This is a genomic window from Flavobacterium branchiarum (assembly GCF_030409845.1).
Taxonomy (GTDB): Bacteria; Bacteroidota; Bacteroidia; order Flavobacteriales; family Flavobacteriaceae; genus Flavobacterium; species Flavobacterium branchiarum.
Genome location: NZ_JAUFQQ010000003.1, coordinates 1,914,563 through 1,933,296, shown reverse-complemented (window position 1 = coordinate 1,933,296; position 18,734 = coordinate 1,914,563). Strand labels below are relative to the sequence as shown.

The 18,734-nt window shown below is 33.5% G+C and carries 16 protein-coding genes; 6 read left to right on the top strand and 10 right to left on the bottom strand.

Annotated elements, in window-relative coordinates:
* Positions 1 to 178 precede the first annotated feature (178 nt).
* Positions 179 to 1,066 (top strand): SAM hydrolase/SAM-dependent halogenase family protein, encoded by an 888-nt coding sequence (locus tag QWY99_RS09185; protein WP_290264027.1) that lies wholly within the window; start codon positions 179 to 181, stop codon positions 1,064 to 1,066.
* 66 nt (positions 1,067 to 1,132) lie between these two features.
* Here QWY99_RS09185 and QWY99_RS09180 read toward each other — a convergent pair whose 3' ends face one another.
* From QWY99_RS09180 to QWY99_RS09165, 4 genes are all read right to left on the bottom strand, one after another.
* Entirely contained in the window at positions 1,133 to 2,188 is a 1,056-nt protein-coding gene (locus QWY99_RS09180; protein ID WP_290264024.1) for an NAD(P)-dependent alcohol dehydrogenase, read from the bottom strand.
* A gap of 426 nt (positions 2,189 to 2,614) precedes the next feature.
* Positions 2,615 to 3,019 (bottom strand): cupin domain-containing protein, encoded by a 405-nt coding sequence (locus tag QWY99_RS09175; RefSeq protein WP_290264022.1) that lies wholly within the window; start codon positions 3,017 to 3,019, stop codon positions 2,615 to 2,617.
* Positions 3,020 to 3,207: 188 nt separating this feature from the next.
* A complete protein-coding gene (locus QWY99_RS09170; RefSeq protein ID WP_290264021.1) occupies positions 3,208 to 3,624 on the bottom strand; it encodes a (R)-mandelonitrile lyase in 417 nt (138 codons plus the stop codon).
* 181 nt (positions 3,625 to 3,805) lie between these two features.
* On the bottom strand, positions 3,806 to 4,678 hold the full coding sequence (locus QWY99_RS09165; RefSeq protein ID WP_290264019.1) for a helix-turn-helix domain-containing protein: 873 nt from the start codon (positions 4,676 to 4,678) through the stop codon (positions 3,806 to 3,808).
* Between the two features lie 188 nt (positions 4,679 to 4,866).
* On the opposite strand from QWY99_RS09165, the gene QWY99_RS09160 reads away from it, so the two are divergent.
* Complete coding sequence (locus tag QWY99_RS09160) at positions 4,867 to 5,463, top strand: methyltransferase domain-containing protein (RefSeq protein ID WP_290264017.1); 597 nt, start codon at positions 4,867 to 4,869, stop codon at positions 5,461 to 5,463.
* Positions 5,464 to 5,564: 101 nt separating this feature from the next.
* On the opposite strand, the gene QWY99_RS09155 is transcribed toward QWY99_RS09160, so the two are convergent.
* On the bottom strand, positions 5,565 to 6,098 hold the full coding sequence (locus tag QWY99_RS09155) for a 5' nucleotidase, NT5C type (RefSeq protein WP_290264015.1): 534 nt from the start codon (positions 6,096 to 6,098) through the stop codon (positions 5,565 to 5,567).
* Positions 6,099 to 6,182: 84 nt separating this feature from the next.
* On the opposite strand from QWY99_RS09155, the gene QWY99_RS09150 reads away from it, so the two are divergent.
* Positions 6,183 to 6,932: a DeoR/GlpR family DNA-binding transcription regulator gene (locus QWY99_RS09150; protein ID WP_290264013.1), complete on the top strand. Its 750-nt coding sequence runs from the start codon at positions 6,183 to 6,185 to the stop codon at positions 6,930 to 6,932.
* A gap of 78 nt (positions 6,933 to 7,010) precedes the next feature.
* Here the strand turns inward: QWY99_RS09150 and QWY99_RS09145 are convergent, their stop codons facing one another.
* From QWY99_RS09145 to QWY99_RS09130, 4 genes are all read right to left on the bottom strand, one after another.
* On the bottom strand, positions 7,011 to 8,444 hold the full coding sequence (locus QWY99_RS09145; RefSeq protein WP_290264010.1) for a TolC family protein: 1,434 nt from the start codon (positions 8,442 to 8,444) through the stop codon (positions 7,011 to 7,013).
* Positions 8,437 to 11,604, bottom strand: a complete 3,168-nt coding sequence (locus QWY99_RS09140; protein ID WP_290264007.1) for an efflux RND transporter permease subunit — start codon at positions 11,602 to 11,604, stop codon at positions 8,437 to 8,439. The genes QWY99_RS09145 and QWY99_RS09140 overlap by 8 nt, the downstream gene beginning before the upstream one ends.
* Positions 11,605 to 11,968: 364 nt before the next feature.
* Entirely contained in the window at positions 11,969 to 13,051 is a 1,083-nt protein-coding gene (locus tag QWY99_RS09135; RefSeq protein WP_290264004.1) for an efflux RND transporter periplasmic adaptor subunit, read from the bottom strand.
* 177 nt (positions 13,052 to 13,228) lie between these two features.
* On the bottom strand, positions 13,229 to 13,618 hold the full coding sequence (locus QWY99_RS09130; protein ID WP_290264002.1) for a hypothetical protein: 390 nt from the start codon (positions 13,616 to 13,618) through the stop codon (positions 13,229 to 13,231).
* 237 nt (positions 13,619 to 13,855) lie between these two features.
* Between QWY99_RS09130 and QWY99_RS09125 the strand changes: the two genes are divergently transcribed.
* The 3 genes from QWY99_RS09125 to QWY99_RS09115 all read left to right on the top strand — a co-directional run bounded on the left by QWY99_RS09125 (position 13,856) and on the right by QWY99_RS09115 (position 17,213).
* Positions 13,856 to 14,227, top strand: coding sequence for a hypothetical protein (locus QWY99_RS09125; protein WP_290264000.1), 372 nt, complete (start codon positions 13,856 to 13,858; stop codon positions 14,225 to 14,227).
* Between the two features lie 78 nt (positions 14,228 to 14,305).
* Positions 14,306 to 15,157: a hypothetical protein gene (locus QWY99_RS09120; protein ID WP_290263998.1), complete on the top strand. Its 852-nt coding sequence runs from the start codon at positions 14,306 to 14,308 to the stop codon at positions 15,155 to 15,157.
* Between the two features lie 61 nt (positions 15,158 to 15,218).
* Complete coding sequence (locus QWY99_RS09115) at positions 15,219 to 17,213, top strand: TonB-dependent receptor domain-containing protein (RefSeq protein ID WP_290263995.1); 1,995 nt, start codon at positions 15,219 to 15,221, stop codon at positions 17,211 to 17,213.
* Between the two features lie 89 nt (positions 17,214 to 17,302).
* Here the strand turns inward: QWY99_RS09115 and QWY99_RS09110 are convergent, their stop codons facing one another.
* Positions 17,303 to 18,688, bottom strand: coding sequence for an efflux transporter outer membrane subunit (locus QWY99_RS09110; RefSeq protein WP_290263993.1), 1,386 nt, complete (start codon positions 18,686 to 18,688; stop codon positions 17,303 to 17,305).
* Positions 18,689 to 18,734: the final 46 nt, after the last annotated feature.

Sequence of the window (18,734 nt, the reverse complement as noted above, 5' to 3'; positions counted from 1 at the left end):
GTAAATTATTCATTTGAGTAAATGAACTAGGCTTGTTAAATTTTTTGTTAAGATTAACAAAGTACAAATGTAATTGTTAAAAGTTAAACTTTACTGGATAAGTAGAGTTTAAATCGCTAAAAAACGTAAAATCTGATTTTAATGAAATATCTTTGTCAAAATTTATAAAATAAAAAAAATGAAATTACGATTATTACTTTTTTTGTGTGCTGTTACTTTTAATGGGTTTTCTCAGAATAATGTACTAGTTTTTCAATCTGATTTTGGTTTGAAAGATGGAGCTGTATCAGCAATGAAAGGTGTTGCAATAGGTGTTTCTACCGATTTGAAAATATTTGATGTAACGCATGAAATTCCAGCATTTAACATCTGGGAAGCAGCGTATCGTTTATCACAAACAGCACAATATTACCCTACTGGAACTGTATTTGTTTCGGTTTGTGATCCTGGAGTTGGAACAGCAAGACATTCAGTTGTTTTACTTACAAAATCTGGACATTACTTTGTGACTCCTGATAATGGAACTTTAACTTTAGTTGCAGAACAATTAGGGATTCAGGAAATTCGTGAAATCGATGAAGTAAAAAATCGTCGTCAAAACTCTAATGAATCATATACTTTTCACGGTCGTGATGTGTACGCTTATACAGGTGCACGTTTAGCATCAAAAACAATTACATTTGATCAAGTTGGACCAAAATTACCTAATGAAGTGGTAAAAATTGAATACCAAAAACCAGTTTTTGAAAAAGGTATTATCAAAGGTGGAATACCAATTTTAGATATTCAATACGGAAATGTTTGGACTAATATTGACAAAAAGACATTTGCTAATTTAGATTTGAAAGCAGGAGATCTTGTAAAAATTCAAATTTTTAACGGAACTAAAAAAGTGTATGATGGAAAATTAAAATTGGTACATACTTTTGGAGAAGTTGAAGTTGGTACTGATGTATGTTACTTTAATAGTCTTTTAAACTTTTCATTGGCAGTAAATCAAGGTAGTTTCTCAGAAAAACATAAAATTTATAGCGGTGCTAATTGGAGTATTTTAATCAACAAATAGTTCTCATTATCATAAATAAAATAAGGTGTTCATTAGATGAACACCTTTTTTTAGTTTATAGAAAACCTAGTTTTTAAGCGAAGCCATATCTATTACAAAGCGGTACTTTATATCCCCTTTTAATAATCTTTCGTAAGCATCATTAACATCGTTTACCCCAATCAATTCGATGTCTGCAACGATATTGTGCTTAGCGCAAAAGTCAAGCATTTCTTGAGTTTCAGCAATTCCGCCAATTAGGGAACCAGAGAAACTTCTTCTGCCAAGAATTAAGCTAAATGATGTTACAGGAAGCGGATCCATAGGAGCACCAACCAATGTAAGTGTTCCATCTACTCTAAGTAAACTCAAATACGCATCGATATTATGTTGTGCCGATACGCAATCTAATATAAAATGTAAACTCTTTGCATATTTAGCCATTTGTTCAGCATCTGTAGATAAAACTACTTCATCTGCCCCCAAACGTTTTGCATCTTCAGTTTTTGACAATGAAGTTGTAAAGACAACTACATGAGCACCCATTGCTTTTGCAATTTTAATTCCCATATGTCCTAAACCACCAATACCTACAATACCAACTCTTTGCCCAGGTCCTACTTTCCAGTGCTTTAATGGCGAATAAGTAGTAATACCAGCACAAAGTAAAGGTGCAACTCCGGCTAAATCTAATTTATCAGATATATGGAGTACAAAACTTTCATCTACAACAATACTCTCTGAATATCCTCCAAAAGTTTGCCCTCCAAGATGTGAATCAGGAGAGTCAAATGTCAACGTGCTTCCTGGCTCACAAAATTGCTCCAATCCTTCTTTACAATGTTCACACTCTCTACAAGAATCAACCATACAGCCTACTCCTGCTAAATCACCTACTTTGAAATTTTTCACATGATCTCCTACTTTCGTTACGCGACCAACAATTTCATGCCCTGGAACTATTGGATATGTTGTTCCATGCCATTCATTTCTTGCTGAGTGCAAATCAGAATGACAAATTCCACAATATAAAATATCAATCTCTACATCATGTGCAGTTACTGCTCTACGTTTTATATCTAACGTTTTTAACGGTGCTTCGGCAGCCTCTGTACCAAATGCTTTTATGTTTTTTGCTTCCATATATTTAAAATGTTTTTGTTTTTTGTTTAAAGTTTGCTTTGTTTAAAGTTTGCAGTTCTCAGTCTCAGTTTCAAGTGCATGCCAATAGAGTATATAATCTAAACGAGTAGTCTGCTTGTTAAAAAAGTTTTCAGCCTCTGTTTTCAGTTGCGTGTCATTCTGAGCGGAGTTGAAGGACAGTCACAGTGCTCAGTTTTAAGTTTCCAGTTTCCAGTTTCCAGTCAGGTAAATACACTAACCAAAACTTAATCTTTTATTGTAGAGCTACTTAATGAGTTCCTTCCTTCGTCAGGAAGACAAGTTTGGGTTAGTTCTTCAGTATCCTTCGCCGTTTTAAGTTTTAGGAATCAATCTTGCTTCTTGCTTCTTGTTTCTAACTTCTTGCCTCTGAACCTTTGAGCCTCAGTACCTCTGAACCTCAAAAAACTACCCTACAAAACTATTGTATTCCTCATCCGTTACTTGATTCATCCAAACTCCCATGCCTTTATCAATCTCAGTAATAATCGCAATATGAGAGAATTTACTAGTAGGTGTTGCACCATACCAATGTTCAACTTCGGGTAAAATGGTAAGTACTTCCCCTTTACGAACCAATCGAATTGGGGTGCCTCTTTCTTGAAAATAACCAACTCCCTCTGTGGCAACAAGTAATTGCAAACCAGTATTAGTATGCCAATTATTTCTCGAACCTGCCTCAAAAGCAACCTCTTTTATTGTGGTATTACGTGGCTGAATATCACTCGTGCTTTTTTTATAAGAAACCTCGCCAGTAGTATATTTATTAGGAACTATTCCTTCCTCTATAATAGTAGTATAATGTGTTGACATAAATAGCTGTTTAATGTAATTTGATTTAAATTTTTAACAATCCCTCAATAAAGCACAATAAACTTAAAATCAGAAATTTACAAAATAATTTCCTTAGTACAAGATTGAAATAAAAGAATAAAAATTCCTTTTCTAAAATTTGATTTTAAATTAATATTGAGGCTATACAACACTTCTACACTTCAAGACTACTTAAAGGTATTGTATTGTTCATCAGTAACTCTTTCTAACCAATTGACAATGCCGTTTTGAGTATTCGTACTTATTGCTATATGAGTAAATTCACTATCTGGTGATGCGCCATGCCAGTGTTTTACTTCGGGTAAAATAGAAACAACATCTCCAATATTGAGTAATTGAATAGGTTTGCCCTCTTCTTGGTAGTACCCTACACCATGTGTAACAATAAGTATTTGACCTCCAGGATGTGTATGCCAGTTATTTCTAGCACCAGCTTCAAAAACAACATTTCCTATAACAGTGTTTAATGCCCTGTCATCTGGAACAAGCATTTTTACCCAAGCATTCCCTGTAAAGTAATCTGCAGAAGCTGGGTCTCCTTTTGGAAAGATAGTATTGTTTGATTCCTTTTTTTTTGTATCCATAATAGTTCTGTTTTATACATCAGTACAAACTAAATTTAAAGAAGCGGTAAGCAATACAAACCTTACTATCTAGCTAATAATCTGATATTAATTAATACTAATTATCTCTGTGCAAATTTACTTTGGCAAAGACATTATCAGATAACAATTATCAAACAAAAAATTAAGAATATGAAACAATTTACACTCGTAACGTTTTAGGTACAGTTCCTGTTAGTCTTTTAAAGTAGTTATTAAAATAACTCGGATATTCAAATCCAAGTGAAAATCCTATGTCTGCAATACTCCAATCTGTATGTTGCAAAAGTGCTTTTGCTTCGCTAATAATTCTTTCGCTGACATGTGTTGTAGTCGATTTACCTGTGATTTCCTTTACCGAACGATTCAGGTGATTGACATGTACAGCAAGATTTTGAGCATAATCTTGTGGTGTTTTAAGCTTAAGTGGTTGGTCTTTTGTTTCAATTGGAAACTGTCTTTCTAAAAGTTCTAAAAAAAGAGTAGTAATACGAGAAGAAGCATTCTTATGTTTAAAGAAGTTTTCTGTAGGTTGCATTTTTAATGATTCATGAATAATCAGATTGATATAATTCCGAATTAAATCGTCTTTAAAAATATAATCAGTGTCTTGTTCTACAATCATTTTCGCAAACATCGAAGTTATAAACTCCTCTTGAGCAGTAGTTAATGTAAATATAGGAGTCCCACCAATTTTAAACAAAGGCGATTCATTAAGACTATCAGAACGATAATTGACCTTTAAAAACTCTTCCGTAAAAACACAAGCATAGCCACGGTAAATAGGTGAAATAATTTCCCAAGAATATGGAATACGAGGATTTCCAAAAAATAATATGGTACCGTCAGTTTCAATACCTCTATCTGCATAATGAATTAGGCTTTTGCTGGTGTTAATACAAATTTTGTAAAAATCCCTACGATTATAAGTAGGAACAGCATTGACACCACTATTAACTTCGTACACTTTAAAGCCTTTTAGCTTTAAGTCGTTGGTATTAAAATCTGAAGCTTGAGAAACAATATGATTATTCATGTGGCAAAGTTAAGAAAATCAAACATAAATAAATCATGAATTAATTATGAAATTACAATAACTAGCGCTATCTTGGTCAAATTCCTTTTCCCCAAAGTATTATCTATCTTATAATAACCGAATCAAAAGAGTCATAGTAAATATAAAAACTATACTATTTATTGAATCGAGAATACAAAAACAATTAAATGATTTTTAAACAACTACGACTAAACATAGATGTTGAAGACAGTACATTTAACGAATTGTACTCAACGCGCGTCAAAAGGCTTTCTGAACGACATTGGACACCGGTAGAAATTGCTAAGGTTGCCGCTGATTATCTGGTAGACAAACCCAATAAAAAAGTATTAGACATAGGTGCTGGAGCAGGAAAGTTTTGCTTAGTAGGCGCCGCCTCTACAAGAGGTAAATTTTATGGTGTCGAACAAAGAGAATCACTTATAAAAGTGTCTAAAAAAATAGCTGAAAAGCATAATATAAAAAATGTTGAATTTATACATTCAAACATCAATCAGATTTCCTTTTCAGATTATGATGCTTTTTATTTTTATAACTCCTTCTACGAAAATATCGATATTACCTGTCCAATTGACAAAATAATAGTTCCAGAAAAAGAGTTATTTCATTCTTACTCAAATTACGTAAAAGAACAATTGGCAAAAACTCCCAAAGGAACTAGATTAGTAACTTATTGGAGTACTTGGGAGGAAATTCCGGAGAGTTTTGACTTAGAACAATCTGCTTGTGATGGAGTATTGAACTTTTGGAAAAAAAAGGTTTAATTTTTTCATTACACTACTATCAAAAAAAAACTGCCCGAATCAGATTCATAGGCAGTTTAATTGCTTTTTCAAGCTGTCAAAATGTAATAAAACAAATAGATCTAGAGCGTTTTTTCTAACGTTTCTAGTACTTCCTTCCAATTATTCACTCTTAGGTGATGTGTTTGATTTATATTATGAAATGCAGTAAACATTATAGGCTCACCCATACAATGATCTAAATTTTTACTGTGATCGTCAATCATATAATCTGTACTGATAATTTTTTTACTTCCGCATAAGATGATATTCTCCCATTTGATAAAAGGAAAATGCTCTCCCAACCATTCTATTTTCTCATGAAGAGACATCGGGAATTCTGTAGCTGCAGAAACGATAAAGATTTCAAAGTTTTCTTGCAACTTTCGTAAACTCTCCACAGCATCTGGCATAACAGGTAGTGATCTGAAAAAATTTTCAGAATTTAAAATTTTGCGTAAAATAGTTCTTCCATTAAAAGCCTCATCCTCACTCATTCCCTGAATACTCTCTCTTGAAAGAGTCGTTCCGCATTCTTTATTATAATGTTCTATCAAGCTAACTTCTATATCAGCAAGTACGCCATCCATATCGACAGCAATAGTTTTCTTTTTCATTGCAAATTATTTTGCTACAAATCTACGCAAATATTGCAATATGTTGCAATATTTTATTATTTTTGCAATATAACTTTGCAACATATGAAAAAAGAAGAACGCAAAAACGTGATTTTAGAATACTTATCAAAAGAACATAGAGTTACTTTATTGGAACTTAGTGAGTATTTAAATGTTTCTGAAGATACTGTTAGAAGAGATGTAAAAGAGCTTTCTGATCAAGGCTTACTAAAAGCAGTTCGCGGAGGCGCAGTAGCTCCGTCTCCTATTCCGTTGCATTTTAGGAATAGAGAAAAACACGATCTTGAGAGCAAGAAAATTATTGCCGAAAAAGCAATCTCCTATTTAAAAGATGGACAGGTAGTTTTTATTGATGGAGGAACAACTTCTTTAGCTTTAGTCGCTAGTTTTCCTTATGATTTAAAATTGACTGTTATCACAAATAGTTTTCCTGTAGCAGTACTAATAGAAGATTTACCCAACATCGAATTAATCTTTGCTGGTGGAAAAATGTGCAAAACATCGTTTGCTACTGCAAGTATTGAAACTATTGATTTCTTCAGAAATTTTAGAGCCGATGTTTGTCTTTTAGGGGTTTGTAGTATGCATCATGAACGTGGAGTAACAGGTATTATATATGATGATTCACAAATTAAAAAGAACATGATTCAAAATTCAAATACCGTTATAGCACTAAGTTCAATTGAAAAAATCGGAACTGCCGAAGCTTATTTTGTGTGTCCAATTAAAGACATTAATATCTTGGTAACTAATATCTCTCCCGAAGAAGAAGCTTTAAAACCATATAAAGAGGCTGGCATACTATTGGTTTAAAAACCGAATAATTTTAAATACAAAAAAACCTCTTAAGACTTTACTCTCAAGAGGTTTTTTAACTACAAATAACTAATTTTATTTCCAACCACCACCTAAATCTTTATACACATAGACTGCAGCATTCAACTGCTCTTTCTTTGTATCTATCAATTCAAGTTTAGCTTCTAATGCGTCACGTTGTGTCATTAGAACTTCGAAATAATCAATTCTCGCTGACTTAAACAAATCGTTAGAAACATCTATTGATTTATTTAAAGCAGTCACTTGTTGCGATTTTAGATCATACCCTTTTTGCAAGTTATCAATTTTAGAAAGCTGATTTGAAACTTCTAAATAAGCATTCAAAACAGTACGATCATAGTTGTACAATGCTTGAAGCTGTCTTGCATTTGCACTGCTAAACTCCGCTTTTATCGCATTTCTATTAATTAATGGCGCTGCCAAATCTCCTGCTAATGAATAAAGTAGCGATTCTGGCATAGTAAACAAATAAGCTGGTTTAAATGCTTGTACTCCTATAGCGGCCGAAATATCTAATGAAGGATAAAATTCGGCACGAGCAATTTTCACATCTAGTTTTGCAGCTACTAATTCTAACTCAGCCTGTTTTACATCAGGGCGATTTGTTAGTAATTGTGATGGAATTCCAGAATTAACAGATGCTGGCAATAAAGTCAAGAAGTCTGTATTGTCTCTTTTAATTTCTTGCGGATAACGAGCTAACAAAAAGTTGATTTTATTCTCTGCCTCTTTTATTTGCTGTAAAATATCAAACTCTTTACTTTTTGAAGCCATAACTTCAGCCTGAAATTTCTGAACACCTAATTCCGTTGCTCTTGCCGCTTGTTTTTGAATTTTTACAATTTCTAAAGCATTTGATTGCAACTTGATAGTTTGCTTCACAATATCCAACTGACTGTCTAATGCCAATAATTCATAATAAGAATCAGCAACCTCTGCAATTAAATTTGTGATTACAAAGTTCTTACCTTCTACAGTGGCCAAATACCTGCTTACTGCAGCTTTTTTTGAATTACGTAACTTTTTCCAAATATCTACTTCCCACTTAGCATAAGCTGCAATAGTAAAATCACCAAGCGGATCAGGTGTTTCCTTACCTGGTTTAATCTCCGTAGAAGTATCACCAGCACCTTGACTAGTATAGCGTCCTACTTTCTCCACTCCTGCTCCTGCACGTACACCAACTGTAGGTAATAAGGCTCCTTTTCTAACACGAATATCATTTTTAGCGATTTCGATTTCTTGTAGCGTGATATTTAATTCCTGATTATTTTTTAATGCAGTATCAATTAAAGCTACAAGATTCTTGTCTTTAAAATAGTTACTCCATTTAATGTCCGACATATTTGTCGTGTCTTTGGTAGTTCCAAAAGACTCCGGAATTGATTTCTTTGGAGTATCTGCAACTGTTTGTGGCGTCTTGCAACTTACTACAACAAGACAAAGACCCAAAACAATACTATATTTATATAATTTGATTTTATACATGATTGTTGTCAATTTCTTCTGTTAATGGATTCTCTTCTTCATGTTTCACTAATTTGTGTTTTTCTGCAATTCTACCGAATATATAATACAATCCAGGAATAATGAATACCCCACAAATGGTTCCAATAAGCATTCCTCCTGCTGCCGCAGTACCAATGGTTCTGTTACCAATTTTACCTGGACCTGTAGCAAAAGCTAACGGAAGTAATCCTGCTATAAATGCAAATGAAGTCATTAAGATTGGACGGAAACGAGCCTTAGAACCTTCTAAAGCAGCTTCAAAAACCGACTTACCCGCAGCGTGCCTTTGTATAGCAAACTCCACAATCAATACCGCATTTTTACCCAATAAACCAATAAGCATTACCATAGCAACCTGAGCATAAATATTATTCTCTAATCCAGTTAATTTTAACAAAAGGAATGCTCCAAAAATACCTGCTGGTAAAGAAAGAATTACTGATAATGGTAAAATGAAACTTTCATATTGTGCAGCTAATACTAAATACACAAATCCTAAACAGATAAGGAAAACCCAAATTGCTTGATTCCCTTGAGCAACTTCATCGGCAGAAATACCTGCCCAATCAATGTCATATCCTCTAGGTAATTTTTTAGCAGCAACTTCTTGAATCACCTTAATAGCTGTACCAGAACTATAACCAGCAGCAGCAGAACCACTAATCTGGGTAGAAGTATACATATTATGTCTTGTAATTTCCGAAAGACCATATACTTTTTCTAATTTCATAAAGGCCGAAAAAGGAACCATTTCATCACGATTATTTTTCACATAAAGCTTTAAAATATCATCTGGTTGTGCACGATATTCAGGAGCTGCCTGAACGATTACTTTATAGTTAATTCCGTATTTAATAAAACTAATTTCGTAGTTACTACCCACAAGTGTTGACAATGTATTCATCGCATTTTCGATAGAAACACCTTTTTGTTGTGCCAAATCATTGTCTACTTTCATCATGTATTGAGGGAAACTAGAACTAAAGAAGCTAAAAACGTTAGATAATTCCGGATGTCTGTTCAATTCGGCAACAAAATCGTTATTTACCTTCTCCATTTTTTTATAATCTCCCGAACCTGTTTTGTCTAATAAACGAAGTTCAAATCCTCCAGCAGCACCATATCCAGGTACAGCAGGCGGTTGAAAAAACTCAATATTAGCTCCAGCAATGTCTTTCGATTTTTCTTCCAATTCTGCCATAATCTCAATTACAGAATGTTTTCTATCATTCCAGTCTTTAAGATTAACCAAACAAGTTCCTGAGTTTGCTCCAGTACCTTCAGACAGAATTTCATAACCTGCTAATGAAGAAACAGATTTTACTCCATCTATTGTTTCTGCTATTTTTTGTAATTTCTCTGCAACATTATTAGTTCGCTCTAATGATGATCCTGGTGGTGTTTGAATAACAGCATAAAACATTCCCTGATCCTCATTTGGAATAAATCCAGAAGGAACCGTACTACTAATCAACCATGTTCCTGCGCAAAAACCTAAAAGTGCAATAATAGTAACCGCCCTTCTGTTTATAATTTTAGCCAATACATCTTGGTATTTGCCTTGTGCTAAATTAAACTTGTTATTAAAACCATCTATAAAACGATCTACAGGTGTTTTCTTTTTGGGTTTGCCATGATCGTTTTTTAACATCATTGCACAAAGTGCTGGTGTCAAGGTCAGTGCCACAATACCCGAAAGTATAATCGCCGTTGCCATAGTAACAGAGAACTGTCTGTAAAATACTCCCACAGGACCAGACATAAAGGCAACTGGAACAAATACTGCTGCCATAAGGAACGTAATCGCTATAATTGCTCCCGCGATTTCATGCATCGCCTTTTTAGTTGCTTTATATGCTGAGAGATGCTCTTCTTCCATCTTGGCATGAACCGCCTCAATAACCACAATGGCATCATCGACGACGACTCCAATAGCTAGAACCAGAGCAAATAATGTAATTAAGTTCAGTGAAATATCAAAGAATGTCATAAATATAAAGGTTCCGATCAATGATACAGGAACTGCAATCGCTGGAATAATAGTAGAGCGCCAATCTCCTAAGAAAAGAAACACAACTAATCCTACCAAGATAAAAGCTTCAACCAAAGTGTGAATTACTTTTTCGATAGAAGCATCCAAAAATTTAGAAACGTCATACGAAATTTCATAATCCATACCTTTTGGAAATTTTTGTTTGATTTTTTCTAACTTAGCTTTTACCTCTTCAATAACCTGATTTGCATTACTTCCAAAAGATTGTTTTAATACAATAGCCGCAGATGGTCTACCATTTAAATTAGAATAAATATCATACATTGAACTACCAAATTCAATTTTGGCAACATCTTTTAGACGTAAAAGCTCACCGTTTGCATTTGATTTTACAACAATATTCTCATATTGTTCTTTTGTTGTAAAACGTCCAGAATATTTTAATACATATTCAAACGCCTGAGAACGTTTACCAGAACTTTCACCTGTTTTACCAGGAGATGCTTCCAAACTCTGGCTTGATAATGCTTCCATTATCTCGTCTGCTGAAATTTTATAAGCCAACATACGATCTGGTTTTAACCAAATACGCATTGCATATTCACGTGTTCCTAAGATATCACCAGATCCAATACCATTAACCCTTTTTAATTCTGAAAGTACGTTGATATCAGCATAGTTATACAAAAACTTCATATCGGTATTCTTGTCAGTACTATAAAGATTTACGTACATCAACATACTAGGTACTTCTCTCGTAATTTTAATACCTTCTCTAATTACCAATGGAGGTAATTTATTTGTAACCGAAGCTACACGGTTTTGAACATTAATTGCTGCTTGATTAGGGTCGGTTCCTAAATTAAACACTACTTTAATAGTAGCCTCACCATCATTACCAGCATCAGAAGCCATATATTTCATTCCTGGAACTCCGTTTAAGGCTCTTTCCAAAGGAATAACAACTGCTTTGACCATCAATTCACCATTAGACCCTGGATAATCTGCGGTAATATTCACCATTGGTGGCGAAATTGTAGGGAATTGGGTTATTGGTAAATTTAATACCGATAATATCCCTAAAAAGACAATTACCAGCGATATCACTATCGACAGTACAGGTCTTTGAATAAATTTATTAAACATTTTATATATTTTTTAATGATTAAGCCAAATTGATTTTAGTTGTTCAATAACAGTAAAAAGTGATAGTGAAATGTAATCTGTAAAATGTCCACTGAGACTGTCCTTCGACTTCGCTCAGGATGACATTGCGACTGCTCACTGAAACTGCTCACTGAGACTGCTCACTGAGACTACTCACTGAGACTACTCACTGAGACTACTCACTGAGACTACTCACTGAGACTACTCACTGAGACTGCTCACTGCGACTGCTCACTGCGACTGCTCACTGCGACTGTCCTTCGACTCCGCTCAGGATGACATTGCGACTGCTCACTGAGACTGAAAACTGAAAACTAAAAACTACTCACTGCTAACTAATAACTTACTCTGCTTTTACGCGTAAATGATTAATTACTGTTTGAGGTGCTTGAAATTCATATTTAATTTTATCTTTTTCATTTACTTTTTGAACTCCTTCTAGTAAAATTTTATCATTTTCAGTAAGTCCACTTTGTACAACATATAAATCAGGAATCTCACCTGTAATAGTAATCTCTCTTGATGATACTACATTGTTTTTATCGATGACAAAAACATATTTTTTATCTTGAATTTCATACGTTGCTTTTTGCGGAATCACAATTGCATTTTTAAGAGGAACTAGCATTTGTACTTGTCCAGTTTCACCATTTCTAAGTAATTTACCTGAGTTAGGGAATCTTGCTCTAAAAGCGATATTTCCAGTTTCATTATTAAACTCACTTTCAATTAATTCTACGTTTCCTTTCTCTTTGAAAACTTTACCATCGGCTAAAACCAAACTAACTTTAGTTTCTGCACGATCTTTTACCTCCGTTTGATATTGCAAATATTCTGGTTCAGATACGTTGAAATAAGCAAACATCTGACTATTATCTGAAAGGCTGGTTAATAACTCCCCTTCCTCAATAAGGCTTCCTAATTTTAAAGGAATTCTGTCAATTGTTCCATCAAATGGAGCTCTAATTTCTGTGAATGATAAATGAAGTTTTGCCAATGCAACTTCGGCTTTTGCTGCCTGAAGTTTAGACAAAGCAACTGCTTGTTCGTTCTTAGAAACGATATCTTTCTCTACTAATGTTTTTGTGTTTTGTAATTCTATTTCTGCAGCTTTTTGTTCTGCTTGCGCTTTAAGCAGCTCTGCTTCATACATTTTTGGCTGAATTCTAAACAACACCTGTCCTGCTTTTACAAATTGACCTTCGTCAACATAAATGTTTTGCAAGAATCCTTTTTCTTGTGCTCGAATTTCAATATTTCGCACAGATTTTATCTGCGAAACATATTCCTTGGTAAATGAAGTATCAATTTTTACAGGGTTGGTCACTGTAAATTTTTCAGCTTCTTCTTTTTCTTCTTTTTTAGTTGTACAACTTGTAAGGTACAACAAGGCGATAACGCCCGTTAACACGACTATTCTCTTCATGGTATAAAAATGGTAATTAAGCGATTGAATGCTTGGAATGAAAGTATTCCTTTAGATGTAAAAAAAACATCAGAAGCCATAGTTATGCATGAACAGTCATACAAGAAGATGTAAATTTAATATACAGCCACAAGATATGCATCATTACACTTTAGGTAACCGATGTATCCGTGTTAATCAGATTCTTAATACTCGTAGAGTAATATAAATAGGATTGTTTTGGCCACAAAATGGCGCGAAGATTTTAAAATTCTTTTGACAATGGTCTAAAAGTGATTGACAAGAAATTGTCAGGTACCAATTATCTAATAAGCTATAATTTCCTGTGAAAAGTTTATCTGAAATTCCATCTTTAATATCACCACCAAGATGCTCTTCATCGATATCTATGTCGGCATCCTCAATTAAAGAGTTACTAGAATCTTGATTTGTAAATTTTACTCGGTGTTTTTTCTCCAGACTGTGAGAAGATGAATTAGAGTTTTGATGAGTACCTGCATTAAGGTATTGACCTCCGCCTAGCAGAAGCAATCCTAAATACACAAATAACACAATCAGTTTTCTCATTTGCGGTCAAAAGTAAACAAAGTATTGAAACAAAAAAAGAATTTTCACTAGGCTTTAACAAGTAAATAGTTTCGAAAACGTTTTCTTTTGATTACCAAACACTTAATCTTGTAATCTAAACACAAAAAAAACACAATTTGTAATTAAGACAAAAAACTCTTTTTTATTGTACTAATATGACAAGAATCATATTTTACAAAAAAACTTGCGCTTAACTTTGTTGTTTCAAGAAATATAATGAAAATCCTTGTCTATATATTTTTAATTGCTATCATCATAAAGCCTGTGTTTCCGATATTGGATTACGCCGTTAATTATGATTATATAGCATCAGAGCTTTGTGAGAACAAAAGTCAGCCACAATTGGAATGCAAAGGAAAATGCCATTTAAAAAATGAATTAGGTAAAGCTTCAGATAATGATTCCTCCTCATCAACAGAGAAAAAAAACTTCCCAACTGGAATTGATTTATTATTTATTGAAAAAATAAATTCTTTTGATTTTAATCTAGTAATCGAATCAATTCTAAAGAAAGATATTTTGCGCAGAAATCTCTACTCTCATTTTAACATCAAACTCCTGTTTCATCCCCCCAACCTTCTGTATTAATTTTCGAAATCTTTATTAATTGTCTTCTCGGTCAAACAACCGACAGGCTTTTTATTATCAATTCTTAATTTAATACAAATGAAAAATTTAAAATATTTATCGATTCTTCTATTAGCCATAACTTTATTTTCTTGCTCTTCTGACAGTGATTTTTCATCCGAAAATCCAATTGATGAAACTTTAGGTCTTGTCAAAATTCAAGAACTATCTAATGAAAATCATATCATCGAACTTTATTCTGAAACGGGAAAACTAATACAAGGTTACAATCCGATTTCTTTAAGGATCAAAGACAAAACAACAAACAAGTACATCACTAACGCTTCTCTAGATTGGATGCCAATAATGAATATGGCGACAATGAAACATTCTTGTCCGAAGTCTTTAATCGAAAAAGTTTCTGGCAAACAGACGTTATATAATGGTAACATTATTTTTCAGATGGCTCAGAATACTACTGAATTTTGGGAGTTAACAATTAATTACACCATTAATGCTATTGATAACACTGTAAAAGCTAAGATAAATGTAATTGCTTCTGAGAAACGTACTGTAAGTTCATTTACAGGAAATGATGGAGCAAGATATGTCTTAGCTTACATCAGTCCGAAAAGTCCAAAAGTTGCTATAAACAATATGTCCGCAGGTTTATATAAAATGAAAGATATGATGACGTTTACGGCAGTTGATAATTTTAAAGTAAAAATCGATACTCGAATGCCAAGCATGGGCAATCACAGTTCGCCTAACAATACCGATTTAACACAATCTATAACAGGAGGATTCTATAACGGAAAACTATCCTTAACAATGACTGGATATTGGAAAATCAACTTACAACTTTTAAATGCAACTGGTGAAATACTAAAGGGAGAAGAAGTTACTCCTGAAAACATATCTAGTAGTCTCTTCTTTGAGATTGAATTTTAAGCATTTTATTAGTAACAAAGGAACCAAGTAACTCCACTTGGTTCCCATTATTTAGGATAGTATGAAAACTATAATAACAATTTTGTTAGCAACATTTACAAGTATTTGTTTTGCACAAAAAGAAGTAAAAGATAGTATTTCTCCAATTGATCTCAGTGAAATTATTGTCATTGGTAAAAAAATACCTGTGCATCTTAAACAGCCTAAATCACTTGCAACCGTTGAAGAATACCTACAGCATGCATCAAAAGTAAATATGATAAGAAGAGGCGGATATGCCCTAGAACCTATCATTAACAATATGGCTACCGAACGAACTGTAATTACAATTGATGGAATGCGAATTTTTGGAGCTTGTACCGATAAAATGGATCCTGTAACATCTTATGTTGAAGTATCTAATCTATCCGAAGCTGCTATTTCTTCCGGACAACAAGGAAGCTGTCACGGCCCAACAATTGGAGGAGCAATTGATTTAAAACGAACCAATCTTATACAAAAAGAATTAGGATGGAATGGTGCATTTAAAACAGGTTACGAAACCAATAATCAACAAAAAATCATTGGTACATCAATAGGTTACAACGATAGTTCGTTTTATTTTAATACCGATTTTACGTATCGTGATGCCGAAAACTATAAAGCTGGTAGTCATGAAGAAATTAATTTTTCGCAGTTTACTAAATACAATTTATCTGCTACAGCTGGTTTTTATTTGGGTAAAAAAAGTTTAATTGAAGGTTCTGTAATTTATGATAAAGCTACTGATGTAGGTTATCCAGCATTACCAATGGATGTTTCTTTAGCGAAAGCTACCATAGCATCTTTGCGTTATAGCTACAATCCTATTTCTAGTTATATTACCAATTGGGAAACCAAAGTATATTTTAATACAATTACTCATAAAATGGATGATACCAAACGACCAAGTGTTCCTATTCATATGGACATGCCAGGTTGGTCGGATACTTACGGATTTTATTCTAAAGTGAAAGGCAAGTTCAAAAACCATTCTTTCATGGCAAACCTGAATGGGTTTTACAATAAATCAGTTGCCGAAATGACGATGTATCCAAATAATCCCAATGAAAACGCAATGTTTATGTACACTTGGCCTGATATACGAACACGCTATAATGGAGTTTATCTAGAAGATGCAATACCAATTTCTCAAAAAGCTACTATTAAAATTTCGACTAGTATTGGAATGCATTCAAATAAAGTGGCAGATGAATTTGGTTTACAAAGCCTTCAGATTTTTTATCCTGATATGTCCGCAACAAAAAATCGAATTTTAAAAAGTCTAGCCACAAACTATCTTTTACATTATGATAAATTCGAATATGGTTTTGGTTTAGCCTATGGCGAAAGAGCGCCGTCGGTTTCTGAGGGTTATGGCTATTATTTATACAACAGCAATGATTTTTATGATTATGTCGGAAACCCAAATCTAAAAAACGAAAAATCATTAGAAGCAAATGTTACATTAGGATTTAAAACTGGAAGATTTACCTCAAACTTAACTTCATCCTATTTCCATATTCAGGATTATATTGTTGGACAAATCAATACCGCCATACATCCTATGACTATTGGAGCTTCGGGAGTAAAAGTGTATAATGCTTTAAGTTACGCTTCAATCTTCAATACTGATTTGAATTTAGAATATAAAATAACCGAAAACTGGAGCTTTAAAACACTTTTGGTTTATAGCTACGGAAAGGACAACGAAAACAACAAACTACCATTTATAAGTCCGTTGCGTTATTCAGGAAACATTCAATATAAAAAAGAAAACTTTAATATGGGATTCGGCACATCAGGAAACCTAGCCCAAACAAAATTTGCAACTATCTATGGCGAAACAGAAACTCCATCGTATGTAATTTTTAATTTAAATTCGGGATATACTTTTTCTTTGAAAGAAAACAAAATGAATGTACAAATGGGAGTCGAAAATATTTTTGACACCTATTACACCACATTCTCCGATTGGAATAAAATTCCACGTCAAGGAAGAAACTTTTTTATAAATATAGCTTATACTCTATTTTAATAAACCCAGGCTTTTATTGCCTTTTTTGGACAAAAACAAAGCCCAACTCTATATTAGAATTGGGCTTTTATTGTTTCTTGAATTAATAATTAATTCCAACCTCCGCCAAGGGCTCGGTACAAATTCACAACTGCATGGAGCTTTTGACTTTGATCATCAATTCCTCTCAATTGTGCATTAAGTAAATTTTGCTCAGCAGTTAATACATCAGTATAATTAGTAGTTGAATTGTTTAGTAATTCTTTATTAAAATCTACTGCTTTTAGTAATGCTTCTAATTGTCTTTTCCTTTTTTCTTCCTTCAAAGTAGCTTTATCATATCTAGAAAGGGCATTCGAAACTTCTTCACTTGCCTTAAGCATTGAAAGTTCAAAATTGTACAGTGCTTCTTTTTGCAATGATATTGCGGTAGCCAATCTGGCTTTATTGATTCCTTTGTTAAAAATAGGTTGTGTGAGTCCACCTGCGATATTACCAAAAAGACTTCCGTTTGTAAACCAATCTTTTAATCCGAAACTAGAGAAACCTGTTGCTCCGCTAATGGTTAAAGCTGGATAGAAATAAGCTCTTGCCACATTACTTTCTTCAAATGCAGTTTTGAAATTATATTCAGCTTGTTGCACATCTGGTCTGTTTGCCAAAAGTTGCATCGGAACTCCAATTTTGAGATCATAAACTAATTTTTGCTGTTCTAATGTGCTACGGTTAATTTTCGTTGGTGATTTAGCCAAAAGCACACACAAAGCATGTTCTGTTTCAATAATTTTTTGCTCTATATCTGGAATCGCTAATTCTGCTTCGTAAAAGTTTGCTTCACTCTGTACCACAGCTACTCCATTAATAATAGAATTTTCAAAAAGCACCTTGATTGTTTCAGCATCTTTCTCTCTATTTTTAGCGGTCATTTTAAGTACTTTAAGTTGTTCGTCAAGCAATAACAGCTCATAATACGAATTGGCAATATTTGCAATTAGCTGTGTTTGAACAGCACGTTTGGCAGCATCTGTTGCCAATAGATTTGCTACAGCACTTTTTTTGGCACTATTTAATTTACCCCAAACATCTATTTCCCATCCCGCAGAAATACCCAAATCATATTGTGTCGATTGGTCAAAAAGTCCAAATCCTTGCGGAAAAGCAAGTCTTGATTCTTTTACAGATACGTTCCCATTGACCGTAGGCAGAAACGCATTTTTACTCAGCTTAAGATTCACACTGGCTTGATTAATTCGCTCTATTGCAATCTTCAAATCCAGATTTGCAGCTAATCCATCAGAAATAAGTTGTTGCAAAGCAGCATCTGTAAATAATTCCGACCATTTCATCTTACCAATATTAGTACTATCGATACTTTCCGCTTCGCGATAATTTACTGTCGTTGCGGGTTTAGCATACGGTTTCGTGATTTTACACGAACTCCATATACTTGCAACAAACAGCACAATCACTATCAGTTTATAATTGTATTTATTCATTATTATATGTTTGTTTTGTTATTTTTTTTTAGTTTTCAGTCTCGTT